The 20,643-nt window shown below is 73.4% G+C and carries 17 protein-coding genes; 7 read left to right on the top strand and 10 right to left on the bottom strand.

The features are described from left to right. Positions 1–3 precede the first annotated feature (3 nt). Positions 4–1,455: a HAMP domain-containing sensor histidine kinase gene (locus HA073_RS12215; RefSeq protein WP_064447481.1), complete on the top strand. Its 1,452-nt coding sequence runs from the start codon at positions 4–6 to the stop codon at positions 1,453–1,455. A 12-nt stretch (positions 1,456–1,467) separates the two neighbouring features. Here the strand turns inward: HA073_RS12215 and HA073_RS12210 are convergent, their stop codons facing one another. From HA073_RS12210 to HA073_RS12195, 4 genes are all read right to left on the bottom strand, one after another. Continuing rightward, positions 1,468–2,409, bottom strand: a complete 942-nt coding sequence (locus HA073_RS12210; RefSeq protein WP_083297126.1) for a TAXI family TRAP transporter solute-binding subunit — start codon at positions 2,407–2,409, stop codon at positions 1,468–1,470. 54 nt (positions 2,410–2,463) lie between these two features. Next, complete coding sequence (locus HA073_RS12205) at positions 2,464–3,117, bottom strand: hypothetical protein (protein ID WP_030499746.1); 654 nt, start codon at positions 3,115–3,117, stop codon at positions 2,464–2,466. A 109-nt stretch (positions 3,118–3,226) separates the two neighbouring features. Further along, positions 3,227–4,030 carry a peroxide stress protein YaaA gene (gene yaaA, locus HA073_RS12200; RefSeq protein WP_166456433.1) on the bottom strand — a complete coding sequence of 268 codons (804 nt, stop codon included), beginning with the start codon at positions 4,028–4,030 and terminating at the stop codon, positions 3,227–3,229. Between the two features lie 16 nt (positions 4,031–4,046). Then, positions 4,047–5,651, bottom strand: a complete 1,605-nt coding sequence (locus tag HA073_RS12195; RefSeq protein WP_166456402.1) for a hypothetical protein — start codon at positions 5,649–5,651, stop codon at positions 4,047–4,049. 119 nt (positions 5,652–5,770) lie between these two features. Here HA073_RS12195 and HA073_RS12190 point away from each other — a divergent pair, with 119 nt between their 5' ends. Continuing rightward, positions 5,771–6,811 (top strand): App1 family protein, encoded by a 1,041-nt coding sequence (locus tag HA073_RS12190; protein WP_043330371.1) that lies wholly within the window; start codon positions 5,771–5,773, stop codon positions 6,809–6,811. Between the two features lie 91 nt (positions 6,812–6,902). On the opposite strand, the gene HA073_RS12185 is transcribed toward HA073_RS12190, so the two are convergent. Then, positions 6,903–7,883: a zinc-dependent alcohol dehydrogenase family protein gene (locus HA073_RS12185; protein ID WP_064447484.1), complete on the bottom strand. Its 981-nt coding sequence runs from the start codon at positions 7,881–7,883 to the stop codon at positions 6,903–6,905. A gap of 81 nt (positions 7,884–7,964) precedes the next feature. Here HA073_RS12185 and HA073_RS12180 point away from each other — a divergent pair, with 81 nt between their 5' ends. Continuing rightward, positions 7,965–8,324, top strand: coding sequence for a helix-turn-helix domain-containing protein (locus tag HA073_RS12180; protein WP_069089950.1), 360 nt, complete (start codon positions 7,965–7,967; stop codon positions 8,322–8,324). Positions 8,325–8,392: 68 nt separating this feature from the next. Here HA073_RS12180 and glgB read toward each other — a convergent pair whose 3' ends face one another. From glgB to glgA, 4 genes are all read right to left on the bottom strand, one after another. Further along, a complete protein-coding gene (gene glgB, locus HA073_RS12175) occupies positions 8,393–10,501 on the bottom strand; it encodes a 1,4-alpha-glucan branching protein GlgB (protein ID WP_166456401.1) in 2,109 nt (702 codons plus the stop codon). Continuing rightward, the gene (locus tag HA073_RS12170; protein ID WP_166456400.1) at positions 10,489–12,585 is read right to left on the bottom strand and encodes an alpha-1,4-glucan--maltose-1-phosphate maltosyltransferase; all 2,097 of its coding nucleotides are present in this window, start codon (positions 12,583–12,585) and stop codon (positions 10,489–10,491) included. Before HA073_RS12170 ends, glgB begins: the two co-directional genes overlap by 13 nt. Positions 12,586–12,882: 297 nt before the next feature. Continuing rightward, entirely contained in the window at positions 12,883–13,611 is a 729-nt protein-coding gene (locus tag HA073_RS12165) for a class I SAM-dependent methyltransferase (RefSeq protein ID WP_064447488.1), read from the bottom strand. A gap of 89 nt (positions 13,612–13,700) precedes the next feature. Further along, on the bottom strand, positions 13,701–14,894 hold the full coding sequence (gene glgA, locus HA073_RS12160) for a glycogen synthase (RefSeq protein WP_043325097.1): 1,194 nt from the start codon (positions 14,892–14,894) through the stop codon (positions 13,701–13,703). A gap of 94 nt (positions 14,895–14,988) precedes the next feature. Here glgA and glgC point away from each other — a divergent pair, with 94 nt between their 5' ends. Together glgC and pgm are read left to right on the top strand one after the other, a co-directional pair. Then, positions 14,989–16,221 carry a glucose-1-phosphate adenylyltransferase gene (gene glgC / locus HA073_RS12155; protein ID WP_043325096.1) on the top strand — a complete coding sequence of 411 codons (1,233 nt, stop codon included), beginning with the start codon at positions 14,989–14,991 and terminating at the stop codon, positions 16,219–16,221. A 33-nt stretch (positions 16,222–16,254) separates the two neighbouring features. Next, positions 16,255–17,898, top strand: a complete 1,644-nt coding sequence (gene pgm, locus HA073_RS12150) for a phosphoglucomutase (alpha-D-glucose-1,6-bisphosphate-dependent) (protein ID WP_166456399.1) — start codon at positions 16,255–16,257, stop codon at positions 17,896–17,898. A gap of 3 nt (positions 17,899–17,901) precedes the next feature. On the opposite strand, the gene HA073_RS12145 is transcribed toward pgm, so the two are convergent. Then, the gene (locus HA073_RS12145) at positions 17,902–18,831 is read right to left on the bottom strand and encodes an NAD(+)/NADH kinase (protein ID WP_166456398.1); all 930 of its coding nucleotides are present in this window, start codon (positions 18,829–18,831) and stop codon (positions 17,902–17,904) included. Positions 18,832–18,979: 148 nt separating this feature from the next. On the opposite strand from HA073_RS12145, the gene HA073_RS12140 reads away from it, so the two are divergent. Both HA073_RS12140 and HA073_RS12135 read left to right on the top strand, forming a co-directional pair. Next, positions 18,980–19,708 carry a sugar phosphate nucleotidyltransferase gene (locus HA073_RS12140; RefSeq protein WP_069089945.1) on the top strand — a complete coding sequence of 243 codons (729 nt, stop codon included), beginning with the start codon at positions 18,980–18,982 and terminating at the stop codon, positions 19,706–19,708. After that, the gene (locus tag HA073_RS12135; RefSeq protein ID WP_166456397.1) at positions 19,705–20,601 is read left to right on the top strand and encodes an NAD(P)-dependent oxidoreductase; all 897 of its coding nucleotides are present in this window, start codon (positions 19,705–19,707) and stop codon (positions 20,599–20,601) included. Before HA073_RS12140 ends, HA073_RS12135 begins: the two co-directional genes overlap by 4 nt. The last annotated feature ends 42 nt before the right edge of the window (positions 20,602–20,643 follow it).

Raw genomic sequence — 20,643 nt, 5'->3', positions numbered from 1 at the left:
CCCGTGCGGCGCCGACTGGTGATCAGCTACCTGCTGCTGATGGTGCTCGTCCTGATCGCCCTGGAGACGCCGCTGGCGTTCACGCTGGCCTCCCGGGAGACCGACCGGGTACGCGCCGACCGCCTCGCCGACGCCACCCGGTTCGCCTCGCTCGCCGGCCCGGCGCTGCGCGGCGGCAGCCCCGGTCCGCTCGACGGGGAACTGGCCGCCTACGACGCCCTCTACGGCATCGGTGCCGCGGTGGTGGACCGGGAGCGCCGTACCGTGGCCGCCTCGTCGGCCTGGGAGCCGGGCGCGGGCACCGGCGCGGCGCTCGACACCGCGCTGTCCGGGCAGCAGTTCAGCGGCCCCGAGTCGGTCTGGCCGTGGGACGGCGGGCCGGTGGTGACGGCCGTGCCGATCAACGACGGCGGCGAGGTGCTCGGCGCGGTGGTGACCACCAGCCCGGCGGACGGGGTGCGCCGCACCGTCAGCGCGTGGTGGCTGCTGCTGGCCGGCATCGGCCTGCTCGCGGTGCTGGCCTGCGTCTCGACCGCGTTCGGGCTGGCCGGCTGGGTGCTGCGCCCGGTCACCGAGCTGGACGCGGTGACCCACGAGATCGCCGAGGGCCGCCGGACCGCGCGGGTGCGCCCCCGGCTCGGCCCACCCGAGCTGCGCCGGCTCGCGACGAGCTTCAACGACATGGCCGACGCGGTCTCCGACGTGATGGACCGGCAGCGCGCCTTCGTCGCGCACGCCAGCCACCAGCTCCGCAACCCGCTGACCGCGCTGCGGCTGCGGGTCGAGGAACTGGGTCCCAGCCTCAGCGACGCGGACGGGCGGGCCGAGCACCGGCTGGCGCTGGAGGAGACCGACCGGCTGGCCACCGTGCTCGACGCGCTGCTGACCCTGGCCCGCGCCGAGCGGGAGGAGAACCAGCGGGTCACCGTGGACGCCGCCGCCACCGCCGCGTCCCGGGTGTCCGCCTGGCTGCCGCTGGCCCGGCACTGCGACGTCGCGCTGCGCCTGGACGCGGACGGCGAGCCGGTGTACGCCCGCACCGTACCCACCGCGATCGACCAGGCGCTGGACGCCCTGATCGACAACGCGGTGAAGTTCAGCGGGGCCGGGGGAGAGGTGACGGTGACGGTCCGCGCCGCCGAGGGCGGTACGACGCTCACCGTCCGGGACACCGGCCCGGGCATGACGGCCAGCCAGCTCGACCAGGCCACCGAACGGTTCTGGCGGGCGCCGGACGTGCAGAACGTGGACGGCGCGGGCCTCGGACTGACCATCGCGGCGGTGCTCGTGGACGCCTCGGACGGCCGGCTCACCATGCGCCGGGGCGAGCCCCGGGGCCTGGTCGCCGAGTTGTGGTTCCCGGCGCCCGCCGACGATCCGGGTGAGGCCGGCGGGGAGGCCGAGACCGCCGAGCCGGTGGGCCCGCGACACGACGGCGAGCCGGCCACCCGCTGACCGCGCGCGGGCTCAGGGCTTCGCGGCGCGGTACCACTGCGCCGCGCCCGGGTGCAGCGGCAGCGGGGTGGTGACGATCGCCGACCGCTGGCTCATCCGGCCCGCCGCCGGGTGCGCGGCGGCCAGTTCCGCCCGGCGTTCCATCAGCAGGCGGGTCACGTCGCGCACCAGCGCGGCGGGCAGGTCGGCGCGGACGATCAGGTAGTTCGGGTTCGCCACCGTGCTGACCGGTTCCGCCTGGTACATGGAGCGGGGGATGTCCCGGGTCACGTAGACCTGCCCGTACCCGCGGCGCAGCGCCTCGGTCCACTCGCCCAGGTCCACGATCCGCAGCGAGGTCCGCTCCGCCAGGTCGGCGACGCCGCGTACGGGCAGTCCGCCGGAGAAGAAGAACGCGTCGATCCGGTCCTCCCGCAGCGCGGTCATCGAGTCGTCCAGCCCGAGGTGCTCCTGGCGGATCCGGTCGCCGTCGAGCTGGGCCACCTCCAGCAGGCGGGTGGCGGTGATCTCGGTGCCGGACCCGTCGGCGCCCACCGAGACCCGCCGGCCGCGCAGGTCGGCGAGCGTGCGGATCGGGCCGCCGGCGCGGGTGACCAGGTGCAGCAGGTCGTCGTAGACGCGGGCCACGGCGAGCACCGACGGATGCTCGGGTTCACGTGCCGGGAGCACGTCGGCCTGGGTGAAGCCCAGTTCCGCCGCGCCGGACCCGACCAGCCGGACGTTCTGCGCCGAGGCGGCGGTGACCACCACCTCGGCCCGTACCCCGGGCAGCTCCCGGTTGAGCACGGCGGCGAGCGACTGGCCGAAGGCGTGGTAGACGGCGGTCGGGCTGCCGGTGGCGATGCGGATCCGGGTCGGCTCGGCCGGCTCGTCCCGGCATCCGGCCAGGCCGGAGACGAGCAGCAGCACCAGCACGAGCGGGGCGGCGGCGCGCACAGGCCAGTGTCGGCTCACGGGCTGCACTCTGCGCCGTGCACCCGCCGCCGCGCAAGCCCGCCGCCGGGCCGGTCAGCCGGCGGCGGCCAGCTCCGCGCTCTCGGTGATCCGGGTCCGGTGCTCTCCGTTGGGCACGATCACCAGGAAGCAGCCCGCCCCCGGCCGCAACGCCGCCGGCACCTCCAGCAGCGCCGCGCTGCGGACCAGCACCGCGGCCAGGTCACGGTCGGCCAGCCGGATGCCGAGGCAGTGCCGGCGTACGTGCCGGCCGCCGGCGAGCAGCGCCGCCCGCCAGGCCGCCGCCGCCAGCCGGGGCCGCCAGAGCCGCCGCGCCGCCGAGGCGCCCGGGAACGGCCCGCCGAGCAGCTCCCGGCGGCCCTGCCGCCAGCCCGTGGTGAGCAGATTCGCGTACGCCGCCCGGTGCTGCGGCGGCACCGCCAGCCGGTGCAGCTCGTAGCGGCGGCGCAGGCCACCGGTGGTCAGTTCGTGCTGCACCGGCACGTCGAGTCGACCCAGCAGCTGCCGCATCCGGTGTGCCGCGTCCTCGCGGTTGAACTCGGCGATCCCGCCCCGGTGCGGTCCGGGGTCCAGGCGGCGTACGTCGGCGGCCGGCGGCGGCGTGCAGCGCACCATGCAGGCGATCTCGAAGGCGTCGGTCAGGGTCAGCCAGTCCAGCGGCGGGGACGGGCGGGGGCGGTCGAGCAGCGAGGTGGGCTCGGCGAGCATCGGCGCAGCTCCTCGGTCAGAGTCGGGGTACCTCTACCGTTGCCGCCAACGGCCGGGTCGGGAACCGATGCGGCCGAGCCTTGAGCAAAATTTGCGGGAAGCCCGCCGGTCAGAGTTCGGTGACCACCAGGTCGACCTGCCGGGGCCGCCCGGCCGCCCGGGGCGCCTCCTCGACCGTGTACTTCAGCTCCCGCAGCGCCCCCACCAGCGCGTCGGCGGTACGCGGCCGGGCGTCGGCGAGCAGCAGATCCCGTACCAGCCGGCCCTTCGTCGCCTTGTTGAAGTGGCTCACCACCGACCGGGTCGGCGTGCCGTCCACGGTCCGCTCGTGCAGCACCCGCACCGTCACCGTCCGCTCGGCGAGCGCGCCGCGCGGCGTCCAGGTGGCCGCGTACGCGCCGGAGCGCAGGTCCAGCACCGGGCCGCGTCCGGCGGCGGGCTCCAGCACCGGCCCGAGCGCGCCACGCCAGTACGCCGACAGCGCCCCGAGCCCGGGCAGCCGCGCCCCGATCGGGCAGCGGTACGGCGGGATCCGGTCGGCGAGGCGTACCGCGCCCCACAGCCCGGAGCTGATCAGCACCTGGCGGCGGGCCGCCCGCTGCGCGTCGGGGGGCAGAGTGTCCAGGCCCAGCGCCTCGTAGAGCACGCCGGTGTAGAGCCGCCCGGCCGGGGCGGTCGCCGCCTCCCGCAGCCGGGCGTTGCGGCGCAGCTCGCCGCGCTGCCCCTCGGTGAGGCCCAGCGCGGCCCGGGCCGCCGCCTCGTCCGGCCCGGCGCACAGGTCGACGAGCGCGGTCAGCACCGCCTCCCGGGCCGGGTTCAGCTCGGTCAGGGACAGCCGGGACAGGTCCAGCCGGCGGCCGGTGCCGGCCTCGGCCTTCCCCTCCGACGGGGGCAGCAGGATGAGCACCGGCACAGCGTACGGGCCGGGCTCAGCGCCACGGCCGCACGGCACGGTCGGGGTGGTACACGCGACTGCCGCCCACCTCGGCCACCACCGCCGCGTCGGCGCTGGCGCCCAGCAGCCGCCGCAGTGTGCGCTCGGCGGGGGAGCCGACGTCCAGCACGTACCCGGGCCGTTGCGCGCGCGCCACCCGCTGCCAGTACGCCGGATAGCGGTTCTGCCCCGGCGTGAGCGCCCCGTCGAGCACGCCGCACGCGACCGTCTCCCCGGTGTTGAAGATCAGCCGGTTGCAGGTCCAGTAGTCCCCGTACACCTCGTGCAGACCGGCCTCCCGCACCGTGTCGGCCAGGCGGTGGGCCGTGCGCTCCTCGTCCCGTACGCCCGGCACGCCGGGCAGGAACGCCACGGTCCCGGCGACCGTGGCGGCGGTCAGCCCGGCCAGCACCACGGCCGCCGTGGCGCCGCCGAGCCGGGCGGCCGGACCGGCGGTTCTGCGCAGCGCGTGCGCGGCGGCCAGCCAGAGCGGCCACAGCACGGCCGGCAGCGAGATCTGCAGCACCGACAGGTACCGGGAGTTGCCGAGCGGGTCGGTCGCGGCGAGCGGGCTGCGCACGTACGCCAGCAGGGTCAACGCCGCGCCCACTACCAGCGCGAGGATCGCCGCGGCCCGGACCCGCGCGGCGTGGTCGGCGGCCCGGCGGTACGCGACCAGCCCGAGCGCCGCGGCGGCCAGCAGCAGCACCGGGTAGAGCACGCCGAACCACTGCGTCCAGCGCGCGCAGCCGTCCATCGGGCACAGGCCGGACGCCAGCGGCACCCCCTCCAGCAGTCCGCCGCGCAGCCGTTCGGCCAGCGACGGCGCGACGCCCTCCTTGGTGCTGATCTCCCGGAACACCGACAGCGAGTCCTGCCCGGCCGGCGCGACGATGTTGTCCTTCACCACCGGCGCGATCCCGGCGGCGAAGCCCGCCACCAGCAGCACGCCCGGCCAGCCGATCAGCTCCCGGGGCATGGCCAGGACCAGCACCACGCCCGCCACCAGCAGGTACGGCGCGATCAGCCAGTCCGACCAGAGCGCCAGCCCGGCGAGCAGCCCGAACGCGCCGGTGGCCAGCCAGCGGTGCCGGACCCGCTCCTCGCCGAGCGCGACCGCGAGCAGCAGCATCGCCAGCACCGCCGGCTTCACCTCCGGACGGCCGCCGACCACTGTGAGCTGGTCGCGGACCACCCGCTCCGAGCCGAGCGCCAGCAGGCCCACCACGACGACCGCCAGCCAGGGGGAGAACAGGCGGCGGGTCAGCCGGTACGCCAGCCACAGGAACACCGCGAAGAGCGCGAGCAGCGGCAGCCGCAGCACCGGCCAGCTCGGTCCGGCCCAGCCGACCAGCGGCGCGGCCAGGTAGGACTCCAGCACGCCCATGTAGCGCTGGCCGTAGAGGAAGACCGGCCGCTCACCGCGCTCGGCGATGTGCAGCGCGGCCAGCCCGAACGTGGCCTCGTCGCTGTTCGACGCGGGCACCGTGAGCAGCGTCAGCACCAGGCGGTAGCCGACTCCGGCCACACCGAGCAGCAACGCCACCAGCGCCGGCGCGTCCGGACGCGGCCGCACCCGGTCCCGCTTCGTCGTCGACACGACCAACGCCCCCGTCGTCGCCCCGACCGCAGTCTGTCACGGCGGAACGCGGCTCCGAGGGCCGATCGGTGTGGATCACTCGCGTGGCCGGGCCCGGCCGGGTGTGGCAGTGTTGCAGCGTGCCACCCACACCACCGGACCAGCTTGCCGTACCGCGACTGCACCGCGCCGCGCGCTTCGAGGACGCCGTGCACGGCCTGGTCGAGCGCCGGTTGCGGCGCACCGGGTGGCAGCCCAACATCATCGCGTACGCGGGCTACGGCGCCCCGGGCTGGGCGCGGGTGCTTTGCCGGGTACTTCTGGGCCGCCCGGACACCCGGCGGCGGGGCCGCCTGGACAAGGTGCGGGGCTGGCGCAGCTTCGCCACGCTGCCCGCCAAGCACATCCGGGTGACCATCGAGGCCGACGGCGTGCGCCAGGAGGTGACCGCCGACCGCAGCGGGTTCGTCGACACCGTGATCGAGGCCGACTTCACCCCCGGCTGGGGCTGCGTACGCCTCAGCGTCGCCGACGCCGAACCGGTGGAGGCGCTGGTCCGCGTGCTCGACCCGGCCGTCCGGTTCGGCATCCTCTCCGACATCGACGACACCGTCATGGTGACCGCGCTGCCCCGGCCGCTGCTGGCCGCGTGGAACACGTTCGTGCTGGACGAGCACGCCCGCACGGCGGTGCCGGGCATGGCGGTGCTGTACGAGCGGCTGGCCACCGCCCACCCGGGCGCGCCGGTGTTCTACCTGTCCACCGGCGCCTGGAACGTCGCGCCGACGCTCACCCGGTTCCTGTCCCGCCACCTCTACCCGGCCGGGCCGCTGCTGCTCACCGACTGGGGGCCGACCGCCGACCGGTGGTTCCGCAGCGGCCGGGAGCACAAGCGGGCCACGCTGGCCCGGCTGTCCCGGGAGTTCCCCGAGGTGCGGTGGCTGCTGATCGGCGACGACGGGCAGCACGACCCGGAGATCTACCGGGAGTTCGCCGCCGCGCACCCGGACCACGTAGCAGGGGTGGCGATCCGGCAGCTGTCGCCGACCCAGTCGGTGCTGGCCGGCAGCCTGCCCGCCCCCGCCGGACGGCCGTCGTCCGGCCCGGTCGGCCAGAAGTGGCTGAGCGCCCCCGACGGCGCCGGCCTCTGGAAGCTCCTCCGAGAAGCCGACCTGGTCTGACCGCCGGCCCCTCCTCTTCGCGTCGATCATGAGGTTGACCGCCTTGTAGAGATCAACAACTGCCGTCAACCTCATGATCGGCGGCCGACTGTCACGGCGTCACCACGATCTTGCCCGTCGCCGTTCCCTTCTCCAGGTACCGGTGCGCCTCGACGATGTCGTTCAACGTGAACACCCGGTCCACCATCGGTTGCAGCACGCCGGTGCGGACACCAGCGGCCAGGAACGCGGCGACGCGCCGGGCAGTCACCGGGTCGACCATGTCCGCAAAACTCATGTAGCGATAGATGGTCAGTGACGGATTCGCCGGGAACGACGCCGGGCGCGGGTCCAGCCAGCCCACCGTGGCCAGGGTGCCGCCGAGCTTCGCAGCCAGCGACAGCTCGGCCAGGCCCGGGCCCATGACAGCGTCCAGGATGATGTCGGCGCCCACCCCACCGGTGTGCCGCCGGGTGGCCTCCCCGATGTCCTCCCGGTCGGTGGCGATCACCGCGGCGGCTCCGGCGGCCAACAGGCTCTCCACTTTGGCGCTCTGCCGGGTGACCGCGATCGGCACGGCGCCGATCTGGTTGGCGATCTGGATCGCGGCCCGCCCGACACCGCCCGACGCCGCGGTGATCAGGACCTGGTCCCCGGGCCGCATCCCGGCTCTGTCCACCAGCGCGCCGTAGGCGGTGAAGTACGACACCCAGAGCGCCGCCGCAGCGACGGGCTCCAGCCCGGCGGGCCGTGGCACGACCCGGTCGGCCGGCAGCACTGTGTACTCGGCGTACGCGCCCCTCGTCTCGAAGTCGGGTATCGCACCGAGGATGACCGGGTCGCCGACGGCCAGCCCGGTCACCCCGGACCCGAGCGCGTCGATCACACCGGTCCCCTCGACGCCCAGCCGCGCGTGCGGCAACGGCACGGGCCGCGGGGACTGCCCGGCCCGGACCATCTGGTCGAGCGGGTTGACCGCGAAGGCCTCGATCCGTACGCGTACCTCGCCGGCCGCGGGCTCGACGACCGGCTCGTCGACGACGCGCAGAACGTCCGGACCGCCGGTCTCGTCGAACACGACTACTCGTGGCATGAATGGCTCCTTGCGTTCCTGAAGGGCTTCGCCGCAAGACGCTACGGAGCCGATAGGAACCCGCTGGTACCTTTCGACTTTGTGCACGACACCCCGGGCCCGGTCTTCCTCGCCGATTGCCCCACCCGCCTGGCCGTCGAGATCATCACCGAGAAGTGGGCGGTGATCGTGCTGTTCGCACTCAGCCTGCAACCCCGGCGCCCCGGCGAGCTGGCCCAACTCATCGGCGGCATCTCCCACAAGGTTCTCACCCAGACCCTGCGCCGCCTGCAGGCATACGGCCTGGTCGAACGCCACGCCTACGCCGAGGCACCCCCACGCGTCGAGTACAGCCTCACTCCACTCGGGCAGACCCTGGTCGAGCCGATCAAGGTTCTGACCGACTGGGCTCGAGACAACGGCGAAGCGATCATCGACTTCCAGGAACAGAACGAGCGCTGAACCAACCCGCCCAACCGAAGACGCTGTCTCAGTGCCGGCCGCCGTGGCTGTTCTGGCGGTACTCGCACTCAGGCAGTTGCGGGTAGGAGCCAGAGAACGCCCAGCGGCGGGACCCGCAGGGAGACCGACGCGGGCAGGCCGTGCCAGGGGATGTTCTCCGCGTGCACCTCGCCCAGGTTGCCCACGCCGGAACCGCCGTAGTGGTGGGCGTCGGTGTTCAGCGCCTCGGCCCACGTACCTGCTGCCGGCAGGCCGATCCGGTAGTCGTCCAGCGGCAGCGCGGAGAAGTTCGCCACGCACACCAGCGTCTGCCCGTCCGGCGCGATCCGGATGAACGACACCGCGTTGTTGGCGACGTCGTCACCGGCGATCCAGCGGAAACCGGCCGGGTCGGTGTCCTGCGCCCAGAGCGCCGGGCTGGCCCGGTAGACCCGGTTCAGGTCGGCGACGAGCCGCTGCACGCCCGCCCGGGCCGGGTCGTGGGTGAGGTACCAGTCGAGGCCGCGTTCCTCGCTCCACTCCCTGTCGTCGGCCAGCTCGCAGCCCATGAAGAGCAACTGCTTGCCCGGGTGCGCCCACATGTATGCCAGCAGCGCCCGTAGGGTGGCCAGCCGCTGCCAGGTGTCGCCCGGCATCTTGCCCGCGAGCGAGCCCTTGCCGTGCACCACCTCGTCATGGCTGATCGGCAGCACGTAGTTCTCGCTCCACGCGTACGCCAGCGAGAACGTGAGCTGATGGTGGTGGTGCTGCCGGTAGATCGGGTCCTTCGAGGTGTAGAGCAGGGTGTCGTGCATCCAGCCCATGTTCCACTTGAACCCGAACCCGAGCCCGCCCTCGGAGGTGGGCTTCGTGACGCCGGGCCAGGCGGTGGACTCCTCGGCGATCATCAGCACGCCCGGGTGGTGCCGGTAGACGGTGGCGTTGACCTCCTGGAGGAACGCGATCGCCTCCAGGTTCTCCCGGCCGCCGTGCACGTTCGGCGCCCACTGCCCGTCGGAGCGGGAGTAGTCCAGGTAGAGCATCGAGGCCACCGCGTCCACCCGCAGCCCGTCGATGTGGAACTCGTCGAGCCAGTACAGCGCGTTGGCGACCAGGAAGTTGCGGACCTCGTTGCGGCCGAAGTCGAAGACGTACGTGCCCCAGTCGGGGTGCTCGCCGCGACGCGGGTCGGGGTGCTCGTACAGCGGGGTGCCGTCGAAGCGCGCGAGCGCCCACTCGTCCTTGGGGAAGTGTGCCGGCACCCAGTCCAGGAGCACGCCGATGCCGGCGGCGTGCAGCCGGTCCACCAGATACCGGAAGTCGTCCGGGTCGCCGAACCGGGCGGTGGGCGCGTAGTAGCCGGTGACCTGGTAGCCCCACGAGCCGCCGAACGGGTGCTCCATCACCGGCAGGAACTCCACGTGGGTGAAGCCCATCTCCAGCACGTACGCGGTGAGCTGCTCGGCCAGCTCCCGGTAGCCGAGGCCCGGCCGCCACGAGCCCAGGTGCACCTCGTACACGCTCATCGGCTCCTGGTGCGGCGCCTGCCGCGACCGGCGCGCGAGCCAGTCCGCGTCGCCCCACTCGTACCGTGACTCGTGCACCACCGACGCGGTGGCCGGCGGCACCTCGGTGCGCGCGGCCATCGGGTCGGCCTTGTCCCGCCACCTGCCGTCGGCGCCCAGGATGCGGTACTTGTAGCGGGTGCCCACCGGCAGGCCGGGCACGAAGATCTCCCACACGCCGCTGGACCCGAGCGACCGCATCGGCCAGCCGTCGTCCGGCGCCCAGCCGGTGACGTCGCCGATCAGCCGCACCGCGCGGGCGTTCGGCGCCCAGACGGTGAACGCGACGCCCTCGTCGAAGACCCGGGCTCCGAGCGCCGCCCAGAGCCGCTCGTGCCGGCCCTCGCCGATCAGGTGCAGGTCGAGGTCGCCGAGCGTGGGCGGATAACGGTACGGGTCGTCGTGCGTCGTGCCGTCCACCTCGACCCGGTAGTCGAGCACCTCGCCGGGGAGCACCGCCTCGAAGACACCGGCGTCGTGCACCCGCTTCATCGGGTGCGCCTCGCCGTCGACGAGCAGCGTCACCTCGCCGGCGCCCCGGCGCAGCGTCCGGATCGTGGTGCTCCCGCCGGCCGGGTGCGCGCCGAGCACGGCGTGCGGGTCGTGTACCTCGCCGGTGATCAGCTGGTCCATCGGGCGTCGTCCTTGTCGGCCGGTGCGGTCGGGGCGGTGCCGCCGGAGAGGTCGGCGGGTACGTCTTCGACTGTGAGGTCTGGTGCGGCCGGCTGCTCCGGTTCGGCGGGGGCCGGTGCGGCCGGGCGGCGCACGGTGAGCACGTGCGCCGGTTGCAGGTACGGGTCGAGGCGTACCGCGTTGCGCTGCCCCCAGTCGTACTCGGCGCCGGTCAGCTCGTCGCGCACGGTGAACCGCTCGTGCCAGTCCAGCCCGAGCGCCGGCATGTCGAGCGTGGTGTTGCCCCACTGCACCTCGCGGGAGTCGAACGAGCAGACCACGATCACCGTGTTGCCGGTCTGGAGGTCGTGCTTCGACCAGCACAGCAGCGCCGGGTTGTCGATGTCGTGGAACCGCAGGTTGCGCAGCCGGTGCAGGGCGGGGTTGTCCCGGCGTACCCGGTTCAGCGTGGTGATGAACGGCGCCAGCGACCGGCCCTGCGCCAGCGCGGCGTCCCAGTCCCGGGGCCGCAGCTCGTACTTCTCGTTGTCCAGGTACTCCTCGGCGCCCGGCCGGGCCACGTGCTCGAACAGCTCGAACCCGGCGTACATGCCCCAGGAGGGGGACAGCAGCGCGGCCAGCACCGCCCGGATCTTGAACATCGGCGGGCCGCCGTGCTGCAACGACGAGTGCAGGATGTCCGGCGTGTTCGGCCAGAAGTTCGGCCGCATCCAGTCGACCGAGGCGACCAGCTCCTCGCAGTACTCCCGCATCTCGGCCGCCGTCGTGCGCCAGGTGAAATAGGTGTACGACTGGGTGAAGCCGATCTTGCCGAGCCCGTGCATGATCGCCGGCCGGGTGAACGCCTCGGCCAGGAACAGCACGTCCGGGTCGACCTTCTTGACCTCGGCGATCAGCCAGTGCCAGAAGTCGAACGGCTTGGTGTGCGGGTTGTCCACCCGGAAGATCCGGATGCCCTCGCCGACCCAGTGCAGCACCACCCGCAGCACCTCGGCCCGGATGCCCTCGGGGTCGTTGTCGAAGTTCAGCGGATAGATGTCCTGGTATTTCTTCGGCGGGTTCTCCGCGTACGCGATGCTGCCGTCGGCGCGGGTGGTGAACCACTCCGGGTGCTCGGTGACCCACGGGTGGTCCGGTGCGCACTGCAACGCCAGGTCCATCGCCACCTCCAGGCCCTGCTCGGCGGCGGCAGCGACGAAGTCGCGGAAGTCTTCAGGCGTACCCAGGTCGGGGTGGATGGCGTCGTGGCCGCCCTCGGCCGCGCCGATCGCCCACGGCGAGCCCACGTCGTCCGGCCCGGCGGTGAGCGCGTTGTTGCGGCCCTTGCGGTTGACCCGGCCGATCGGGTGGATCGGCGGCAGGTAGAGCACGTCGAAACCCATCGCCGCGACACCCGGCAGCCGCTCCATGGCGGTGGCGAACGTGCCGGAACGGGCGGGCGCGTCGACGGTGGCCGGGACCGCGCCCTCGGAGCGGGGGAAGAACTCGTACCAGGCGGAGAAGAGCGCCCGGGGCCGGTCCACCCACAGGGTGCGCTCCTCGCCGGTGGTGACCAGCTCACGGACCGGGTGCTCCCAGAGCAGGTCGGCCAGGTCCAGCGCCGCGCTCACCCGCCGCGGCAGGTCCCGCTCGTCGTCGGCCAGGGCCCGCGCGGCTTCGCGTACGCGATCCCGGTCGGCCTTCGGCACCAGCTCCAGCGCGGCGGTCAGCACGCGTACGCCCTCGGCCAGGTCGTTCGCCAGCTCGGCCGCGCCCTGGCCGGCGGCGAGCTTCTTGGTGACCGCGTTCTGCCAGGTTAAGTACGGATCCTGGAACGCCTCCACGGCGAAGCGCCACAGGCCCACCGCGTCCGGGCGGATGGTGGCGTGCCAGCGGTCCTGGCCGGGTTCGCCCGGGCGCATCCGGGTGAACGGGCGGGCCGCGCCGTCCGGGCCGAGCCAGACCACGTTGCACCCGAGCGCGTCGTGGCCCTCGCGGTAGGCCCGCGCCGACACCGGCACGACCTCGCCGACCACCGCCTTGGCCGGGTAGCGACCGCAGGAGACGACGGGGGAGACGTCTTCGATCGGGAACCGTCCAGTCACCCGCTCAACCTACTGCGCGAGATCCTCTCGCGCTCGGCGACTTCACCTGAGCCCTCAACCCGCTCACGAGGGCGTCGAGTTCGTGCCGGTGAGGCACCCGTGCCGTTCCACCGAACGAGCGTGGGCTGCGGTGAGTGGAACGCTATGGGTGTCAAAAGGGCGCTGAGGCACCCATGGCGTTCCACCGAACGGGTGGCGGACTTCCGGCGGCCGGCCCCGTGCCACGAACGGCCTCTTTCCGCGCCTCGGGCACAGGGTCGGCGGGCTGCGGGCGCTCTGGCCCGCCGACGGTGACGTTCAGGTCGACCGCTGGGCGACGAAGACGAACTCCCGGCCGGCGCGGTCGGGCGCGTCCCGCACGTCGAGCACCCGGTAGCCGGCGGCCGCCAGGCTCGCCTCGACCTCGTCCCGGTCGCGGAACCGCAGCGTCGAGTCCGACGTGACGACGGCGCCGTCGGCCGGGAACCGGTACGTGAACCGGAAGGACACGAACGGCAGGTCCACAGCGGTGACCTCGAGACGTCGTTCCACCGGCCCGACGCCCGGCACGTCCCGGGTCACCGGCGCGGTGTCCGCCGCCCACTCCTCCCACGCGCGGCGCTCGGGACGCCGCGTCTCGAACACGAGATGCCCGCCGGGCCGCAGCGCCGCGTGGACGCCCCGCAGGGTGCGCGCCCAGTCGTCGTCGGCGCAGAACACCTGCGCCACGTTGCCGGTCATCACGGCCAGGTCGGCGCGCAGCGGTGGCAGCGTCGTGGCGTCGCCGTGCACCCAGCGGACGCGGCCTTCGCGGTCCTTCGACCGGGCGACGGCGAGGGACGCCCTGGCCGGGTCGACCCCCACGACGGTACGGCCGTGCCGGGCGAGCAGCAGGACCAGGTTCCCGGTGCCGCAGCCGAGGTCGAGCACCACGCGCGCGTCCAGCTCGTCGGCGATCGCGAGGTACGCGTCCAGGTCGTCCCGGTCGCCGTCGAACGCGTCGTAGACCGGCGCGAGCCGAGGATGGGCGAAGATCGCATCCGGCATCCGGGGACTGTATCCGCCGCCGACCGCGAGGGGCGGGCTGTTGAGAAGGGGCCCTTCCTCTACCGGAGGCGTTAAGAAGGTGCCCTTCCTTACCCGCCCACCGAGCGGTAGACCTCGAGCGTCTGGCGGGCGATCGCGTCCCAGGAGAAGTGCTCCACGGCCCGCCGCCGCCCCGCCGCGCCGAACGCGGCGATCCGCTCCGGGTCGGCCAGCAGCTCGTTCATGCGCGCGGCCAGGTCGGCCACGAAACGCTCCGGGTCCAGCGGCGTGCCGGAGCCGTCACCGGCCTGCTCGATCGGCACCAGCAGCCCGGTCTCGCCGTCTGCCACCACCTCCGGGATGCCGCCCGTGGCGGTCGCCACCACCGCCGTCTCGCAGGCCATCGCCTCCAGGTTGACGATGCCCATCGGCTCGTACACGGACGGGCAGACGAAGATCGTGGCGTGGGTGAGCACCTGGATCACCTCGTGCTTGGGCAGCATCGCCGCCACCCAGACGACCCCCGACCGCTTCGCGCGCAGCTCGGCGGCCAGCTCCTCGACCTCCGCGCCGATCTCCGGCGTGTCAGGTGCGCCGGCCAGCAGCACCAGCTGGACGTCGGCGGGCAGCTCGCGGGCGGCGCGCAGCAGGTACGGCAGGCCCTTCTGCTTGGTGATCCGCCCGACGTAGACCACGCTGGGCCGGGACGGGTCGATGCCGAGCCGGTCGAGCACGTCGGTGTTCCGGTCCGGGGCGTACTGCGCGGTGTCGATGCCGTTGTAGACCACGCGGACCCGGTCCGGGTTAACCGCCGGGTACGCGGTGAGCACGTCGCGGCGCATGCCCGCGCTCACCGCGATGATCGCGTCGGCGGCCTCGAACGCGGTCCGCTCGCACCAGGAGGAGAGCGCGTACCCGCCGCCGAGCTGCTCGGCCTTCCACGGGCGCAGCGGCTCCAGACTGTGCGCGGTGACCACGTGCGGCACCCCGTGCAGCAGCTTCGCGGTGTGCCCGGCCAGGTTCGCGTACCAGGTGTGGCTGTGCACCACGTCGGTGCCGGCCGTGCCGGCGGCCATCTCCAGGTCGACGCCCATGACCCGCAGCGCGGCGTTCGCGCCGGCCAACGCGGCCGGCTCCGCGTACGCGGTGACGCCGGGCTCGTCGCGCGGCGCGCCGAAGCAGTGCACCCGCACGTCGGCGAGCCGGCGCAGCTCGCGGGCGAGGTATTCCACGTGCACGCCGGCGCCGCCGTACACCTCCGGCGGGTACTCGCGGGTGAGCAGGTCGACGCGCATCGGTGCCATGCCCGCACCCTAGTGCAGAGCGGCGTGTCGCACGCGGTGCGCAAGTGTGGGCGTCCGAGTGGTGAAGTCGGTTCCGGGTCGTTAGCGTCTGAGCATGGCTGCCAAGGTGCTCGCGATCGTCCTGGCCGGCGGGGAGGGCAAGCGCCTGATGCCCCTGACGACCGACCGGGCGAAGCCCGCCGTCCCCTTCGGCGGGATGTACCGCATGGTCGACTTCGTCCTGTCCAACCTGGCGAACGCCGGCTTCCTCAAGATCGTCGTGCTGACCCAGTACAAGTCGCACTCGCTGGACCGGCACATCACCAAGACCTGGCGGATGTCGACGCTGCTCGGCAACTACGTCACGCCGGTGCCGGCGCAGCAGCGCCGCGGCCCGTGGTGGTTCGCCGGCTCGGCCGACGCGATCTACCAGAGCTTCAACCTGATCAACGACGAGCAGCCCGACTACGTGATCGTCTTCGGCGCCGACCACATCTACCGGATGGACCCCCGGCAGATGGTCGACGACCACATCGCCTCCGGCGCCGGGGTGACGGTCGCCGGCATCCGGCAGCCGCTGTCGATGGCCGACCAGTTCGGCGTGATCGAGGTCGGCGAGGACGGCAAGCGCATCCGCGCGTTCCGGGAGAAGCCCACCGACGCGGTGGGGCTGCCCGACGCGCCGGACCAGATCTACGCTTCGATGGGCAACTACGTGTTCACCACGAAGGCGCTGTGCGAGGCGGTCGAGCGCGACGCGGCGGACAAGACCAGCAAGCACGACATGGGCGGCAGCATCATCCCGATGCTGGTCGAGCGCGGCGAGGCGAACGTCTACGACTTCAAGGACAACGAGGTGCCGGGCAGCACCGACCGGGACCGCGGCTACTGGCGGGACGTGGGGACGCTCGACTCGTTCTACGACGCGCACATGGACCTGATCAACGTGCACCCGGTGTTCAACCTCTACAACTTCGAGTGGCCGATCTACACCGAGCAGCCGCCGTACCCGCCGGCCAAGTTCGTGCACGCCTGGGGCGAGCGGGTGGGCCGCGCGGTCAGCTCGATGGTGTCACCCGGTTCGGTGATCTCCGGCTCGCTGGTGGAGAACTCGATCGTGTCGCCGAAGGTGAAGGTGCACTCCTGGGCGCACGTCGACGGCGCCGTGCTGATGGAGGGTGTCCAGATCGGCCGGCACGCGGTCGTCCGGCGCGCGATCCTGGACAAGAACGTCCACGTTCCCGAGGGCGCCGAGATCGGCGTCGACCTGGAGAAGGACCGCCAGCGCTACACCGTGTCCGACAACGGCATCGTCGTGATCGGCAAGGGCCAGCGCGTCGAGCCCTGAGCAGCACCACCGCAACCCGAGGAGGATCCCGCAGTGGCCCACCCCCGCGCCGGCCAGCCCGCGCAGCCCGACGATCTGGTCGACGTGCCCCGGCTGGTCACCGCCTACTACGCCGAGCACCCGGACCCGAACGACCCGGCGCAGCAGGTCTCCTTCGGCACCTCCGGCCACCGCGGGTCGAGCCTGCGCCACGCGTTCAACTCCGACCACATCCTCGCCGTCACCCAGGCGCTCTGCGACTACCGGCGCGAGCAGGGCCTCGACGGGCCGCTGTTCCTCGGCCGCGACACCCACGCGCTGTCCGCGCCGGCCGAGGCCGACGCGCTGGAGGTGCTCGCCGCCAACGAGGTCACGGTGCTGCGCGACAGCCGCGACGGCTACACCCCGACGCCCGCCGTCTCGCACGCCATCCTCACCCACAACCGGGGCCGGACCAGCGGCCTCGCCGACGGCATCGTGATCACCCCGTCGCACAACCCGCCGTCCGACGGCGGGTTCAAGTACAACCCCACCCACGGCGGGCCCGCCGACACCGACGCCACCAAGTGGATCCAGGACCGCGCGAACGCGATCCTCGCCGCCGGGCTCAAGGAGGTGAGACGCATCCCGTACGCGCGGGCGCGCGCCGCCGACACCACCGGGGAGTACGACTTCCTCGCCCGGTACGTCGACGACCTGCCCGCCGCGCTGGACATCGACGCGATCCGCGACGCCGGAGTGCGTATCGGCGCGGACCCGATGGGCGGGGCGAGCGTGGCGTACTGGGGGGAGATCGCCGACCGGCACCGCCTCGACCTGACGGTGATCAACCCGCTGGTGGACCCGACGTGGCGGTTCATGACGCTCGACGGCGACGGCAAGATCCGGATGGACTGCTCGTCGCCGAACGCGATGGCCTCGCTGATCGCCGCCCGGGACGACTACGCGGTCTCCACCGGCAACGACGCCGACGCCGACCGGCACGGCATCGTCACGCCCGACGGCGGGCTGATGAACCCCAACCACTACCTGGCCGTGGCGATCGGCCACCTGTTCCGTACCCGGGAGCAGTGGGGCCCGGCCGCGGCGGTGGGCAAGACGCTCGTCTCCTCCTCGATGATCGACCGGGTCGCGGCCGACCTCGGCCGCCCGCTGCTGGAGGTCCCGGTCGGTTTCAAGTGGTTCGTGCCGGGCCTGCTCGACGGCGCCGTCGGCTTCGGCGGCGAGGAGAGCGCCGGCGCGTCGTTCCTGCGCCGCGACGGCGGCACCTGGACCACCGACAAGGACGGCATCCTGCTCTGCCTGCTCGCCGCCGAGATCATCGCCACCACCGGGCGTACGCCCAGCGAGCACTGGGCCGAGCTGGCCGACCGCTTCGGCGCGCCCGCGTACGCCCGCATCGACGCCCCGGCCGGGCGGGAGGAGAAGGCGGTCCTGGCGAAGCTCTCGCCGGAGCAGGTCACCGCCACCGAGCTGGCCGGCGAGCCCATCACCGCGATCCTCACCACCGCGCCCGGCAACGGCGCCGCGATCGGTGGCCTCAAGGTGACCACGGAGTCGGGCTGGTTCGCCGCCCGCCCGTCCGGCACGGAGGACGTCTACAAGATCTACGCCGAGTCGTTCCAGGGCCCGGAGCACCTGGCCCGGATCCAGGAGGAGGCCAAGGCGCTCGTCGACGGGGTGCTCGGGGCGCCCTGACGGTCACCGGGGCGGGGGCAGCTCCCGGCGGTTGAGCTGCTCCCGCAACCCGTCCGGCAGCAGCTCGCGCAGTTGGTCGGGCAGCAGCGGCAGGTCCAGCAGGCTCAGCTTGAGCTGGTTGCGCTCCTGGTAGCGGCGCGGGTCGAGGCGGACCACCCGGCCGGCGTCGCGGACGTACCGGATGTGCACCGAGCCTTCCGTCGCCGCCTGCCGGATCAGCAGGCCGTCCATCTCGACCGCCACGGGCGCCGAGTCCGCGCGCAGCTCCAGGTGCACCGTCTCGTGCCCGGAGAGCAGCACCGAGCGGGAGATCCCGGCCATCGGCGCCGACGGCGTCACCACCATCGCCTCCGTCGCCGGTGAGATCAACGGGCCGCCGGCGGCGTAGCTGTACGCGGTCGAGCCGGTCGGCGTGCTCACCACCAGCGCGTCGCAGCGGTAGTAGCCGTACCGCTGGCCGTCCACCGCCAGGGTGGCCGTGACGAAGCCGGCGCCGGGCTGCCGGACCAGGGCGATGTCGTTGAACGCCACCACGTCGTCACCGCAGACATCGCAGGCCAGGCAGGCGTGCGACTCGACTGTGAAGTCGTGCTCCACCAGCCGCTCCAGCGCCCGGGGCAGGTCCGGCGGCTCCACCTCGACCAGGAAACCGACCCGGCCCAGGTGGACGCCGAGCACCGGCTTCGGGTCGCGTACGGCCATCCGCAGCGCGCCCAGCATGGTGCCGTCGCCGCCGATGCTGATCAGCGCGCCGCAGCGGTCGGCCAGCTCGTCCGCGGCGACCGCCTCCACCGCGGCCGGCACGCGCGCACGGTCCTCGGCGCGTACGGCGAGGGTGATCCGGTGCCGGGCCGCCCAGTCCACGATGATCCGCACCACCTCGGAGACGTCCCGGGTGGGGTGCAGCACCAGCCCCAGCACATCTCCCGCCACCGGTACAGCTCATCACAGCGGCGCGCGGCGGCGGGCCCACCCGCGGGCGCGAAGCCGGGGAAACGCCCCCGAACAGGTGATTTCCGTACCCCCGGGTGGGTTCGGTTCGTTGGACGCGAGGTAGGGCGGGGGAACGAGTGGAGAGTCGATGCATGTCGTGATCATGGCGGGCGGCGCGGGAGTACGGCTGCGTCCCTACACCTCCACCCTGCCCAAGCCGCTCGTGCCCATCGGCGAGAGCTACGCGATCCTCGAGATCGTCCTGCGGCAGCTCGCCGATCGCGGCTTCACCCACGTCACCCTGGCGATCAACCACCTGGGCGCGTTGATCCGGGCCTTCGTCGGTGACGGCTCCCGGTTCGGCCTGGCCGTCGACTACGTCGAGGAGGACCGGCCGCTGTCGACCATCGGCCCGCTCTTCGGCATCCGGCACCGCCTGCCCGAGCACTTCCTGGTGATGAACGGCGACGTGCTCACCGACCTCGACTACGCCGACCTCCTGGCCACCCACGCCCGCTCGGGCGCGCCGCTGACGGTGGCCACCTACCGGCGTACCGTCAAGATCGACTTCGGGGTTCTTGAACTGGCCGGCGACAAGATCACATCTTTCTCCGAGAAGCCGGTCCTGCACTACCGGGTGAGCATGGGCGTCTACGGACTCTCCCGCAGCACCATCGCCCGCTACCCGGTCGGGCAGCCGTTCGGGTTCGACCAGCTGGTGCTCGACCTGCTGGGGCGGGGCGAACCACCGGCCGGCTACGAGTTCGACGGCTACTGGCTGGACATCGGCCGCCCCGAGGACTACGACGAGGCCAACCGGTGCTTCGCCGAGGTCCGGGACCTGCTCCTGCCCGCCGGCACCCCGGCCGGGGCATGATGCGCGTACTCCTCTTCGGCGCCTCCGGCTTCATCGGCGCGCACGTACGACGGGAGCTGGCCGCCACGGCGGACCTCACGTGCCCGTCGCGCGACGAGTGCGACCTGGTCACCGCGGCGCCGGAGACGCTGCGTGCGCTGCTCGACACGGTCCGGCCGGATGCGGTGGTCAACTGTGCCGGCGCGGTGAGCGGCACCGCCGAGGACCTCGTCCGGGCCAACACGCTGGTGACCGCCAAGCTGGTCGACGCCGTCGCCGTCGCCGCGCCCCGCGCCCGCCTGGTCCGCCTCGGCTCCGCCGCCGAGTACGGTCCCGTTCCGTTCGGCGCCGCGGCCGCCGAGGACCTGCCAGCGGCGCCGGTCAGTGCCTACGGCGTGAGTCAGGCCGCGGCGACCCGCCTCACGGAGCTGTCGGCCGCAGCCGGCCGGGTGGACGCGGTAGTGCTCCGGGTGTTCAACCCCGTCGGTCCCGGCATGCCCCGCACGACGCTGCTCGGCCGGGTGGCGGCGCTGCTGTCGCGCCTCGCGCCCGGCGAGGACCTGCGCACCGGCCCGCTGGACGCGTACCGGGACTTCGTGGACGTGCGGGACGTGGCCGCCGCGGTCGGGCGGGCGGTGACCGTCACGGCGCCGCGAGCCCGTGTCCTCAACGTGGCGAGCGGCCGGGCGGTGCCGGTGCGCGACGCCGTCCACCTGCTGGTCTCGGCGGCCGGCCGGCCGGTCCGCGTCCGGGAGGACCATGCGCCGTCCCCCCGCTCCGCCGACGTGGGCTGGATGCGCGCCGACGTCGGCCGGGCCGCCTCGGTCCTGGGGTGGACGCCCGAACACGACCTGTACGACTCGGTCGGCGCGCTGTGGAGCCAGGCGGCTCCGGCGGCTGCGCCGGCTCGTTGAGCCGACCCGGTACCGGTACGGCCGGACCGGTGAAGAGGAGGA

The organism is Micromonospora sp. CMU55-4 (assembly GCF_011602315.1).
GTDB classification, from domain to species: Bacteria; Actinomycetota; Actinomycetes; order Mycobacteriales; family Micromonosporaceae; genus Micromonospora; species Micromonospora chalcea.
Note: the sequence above shows the minus strand (reverse complement) of the source record. Positions and strands in the feature narration are given on the sequence as shown.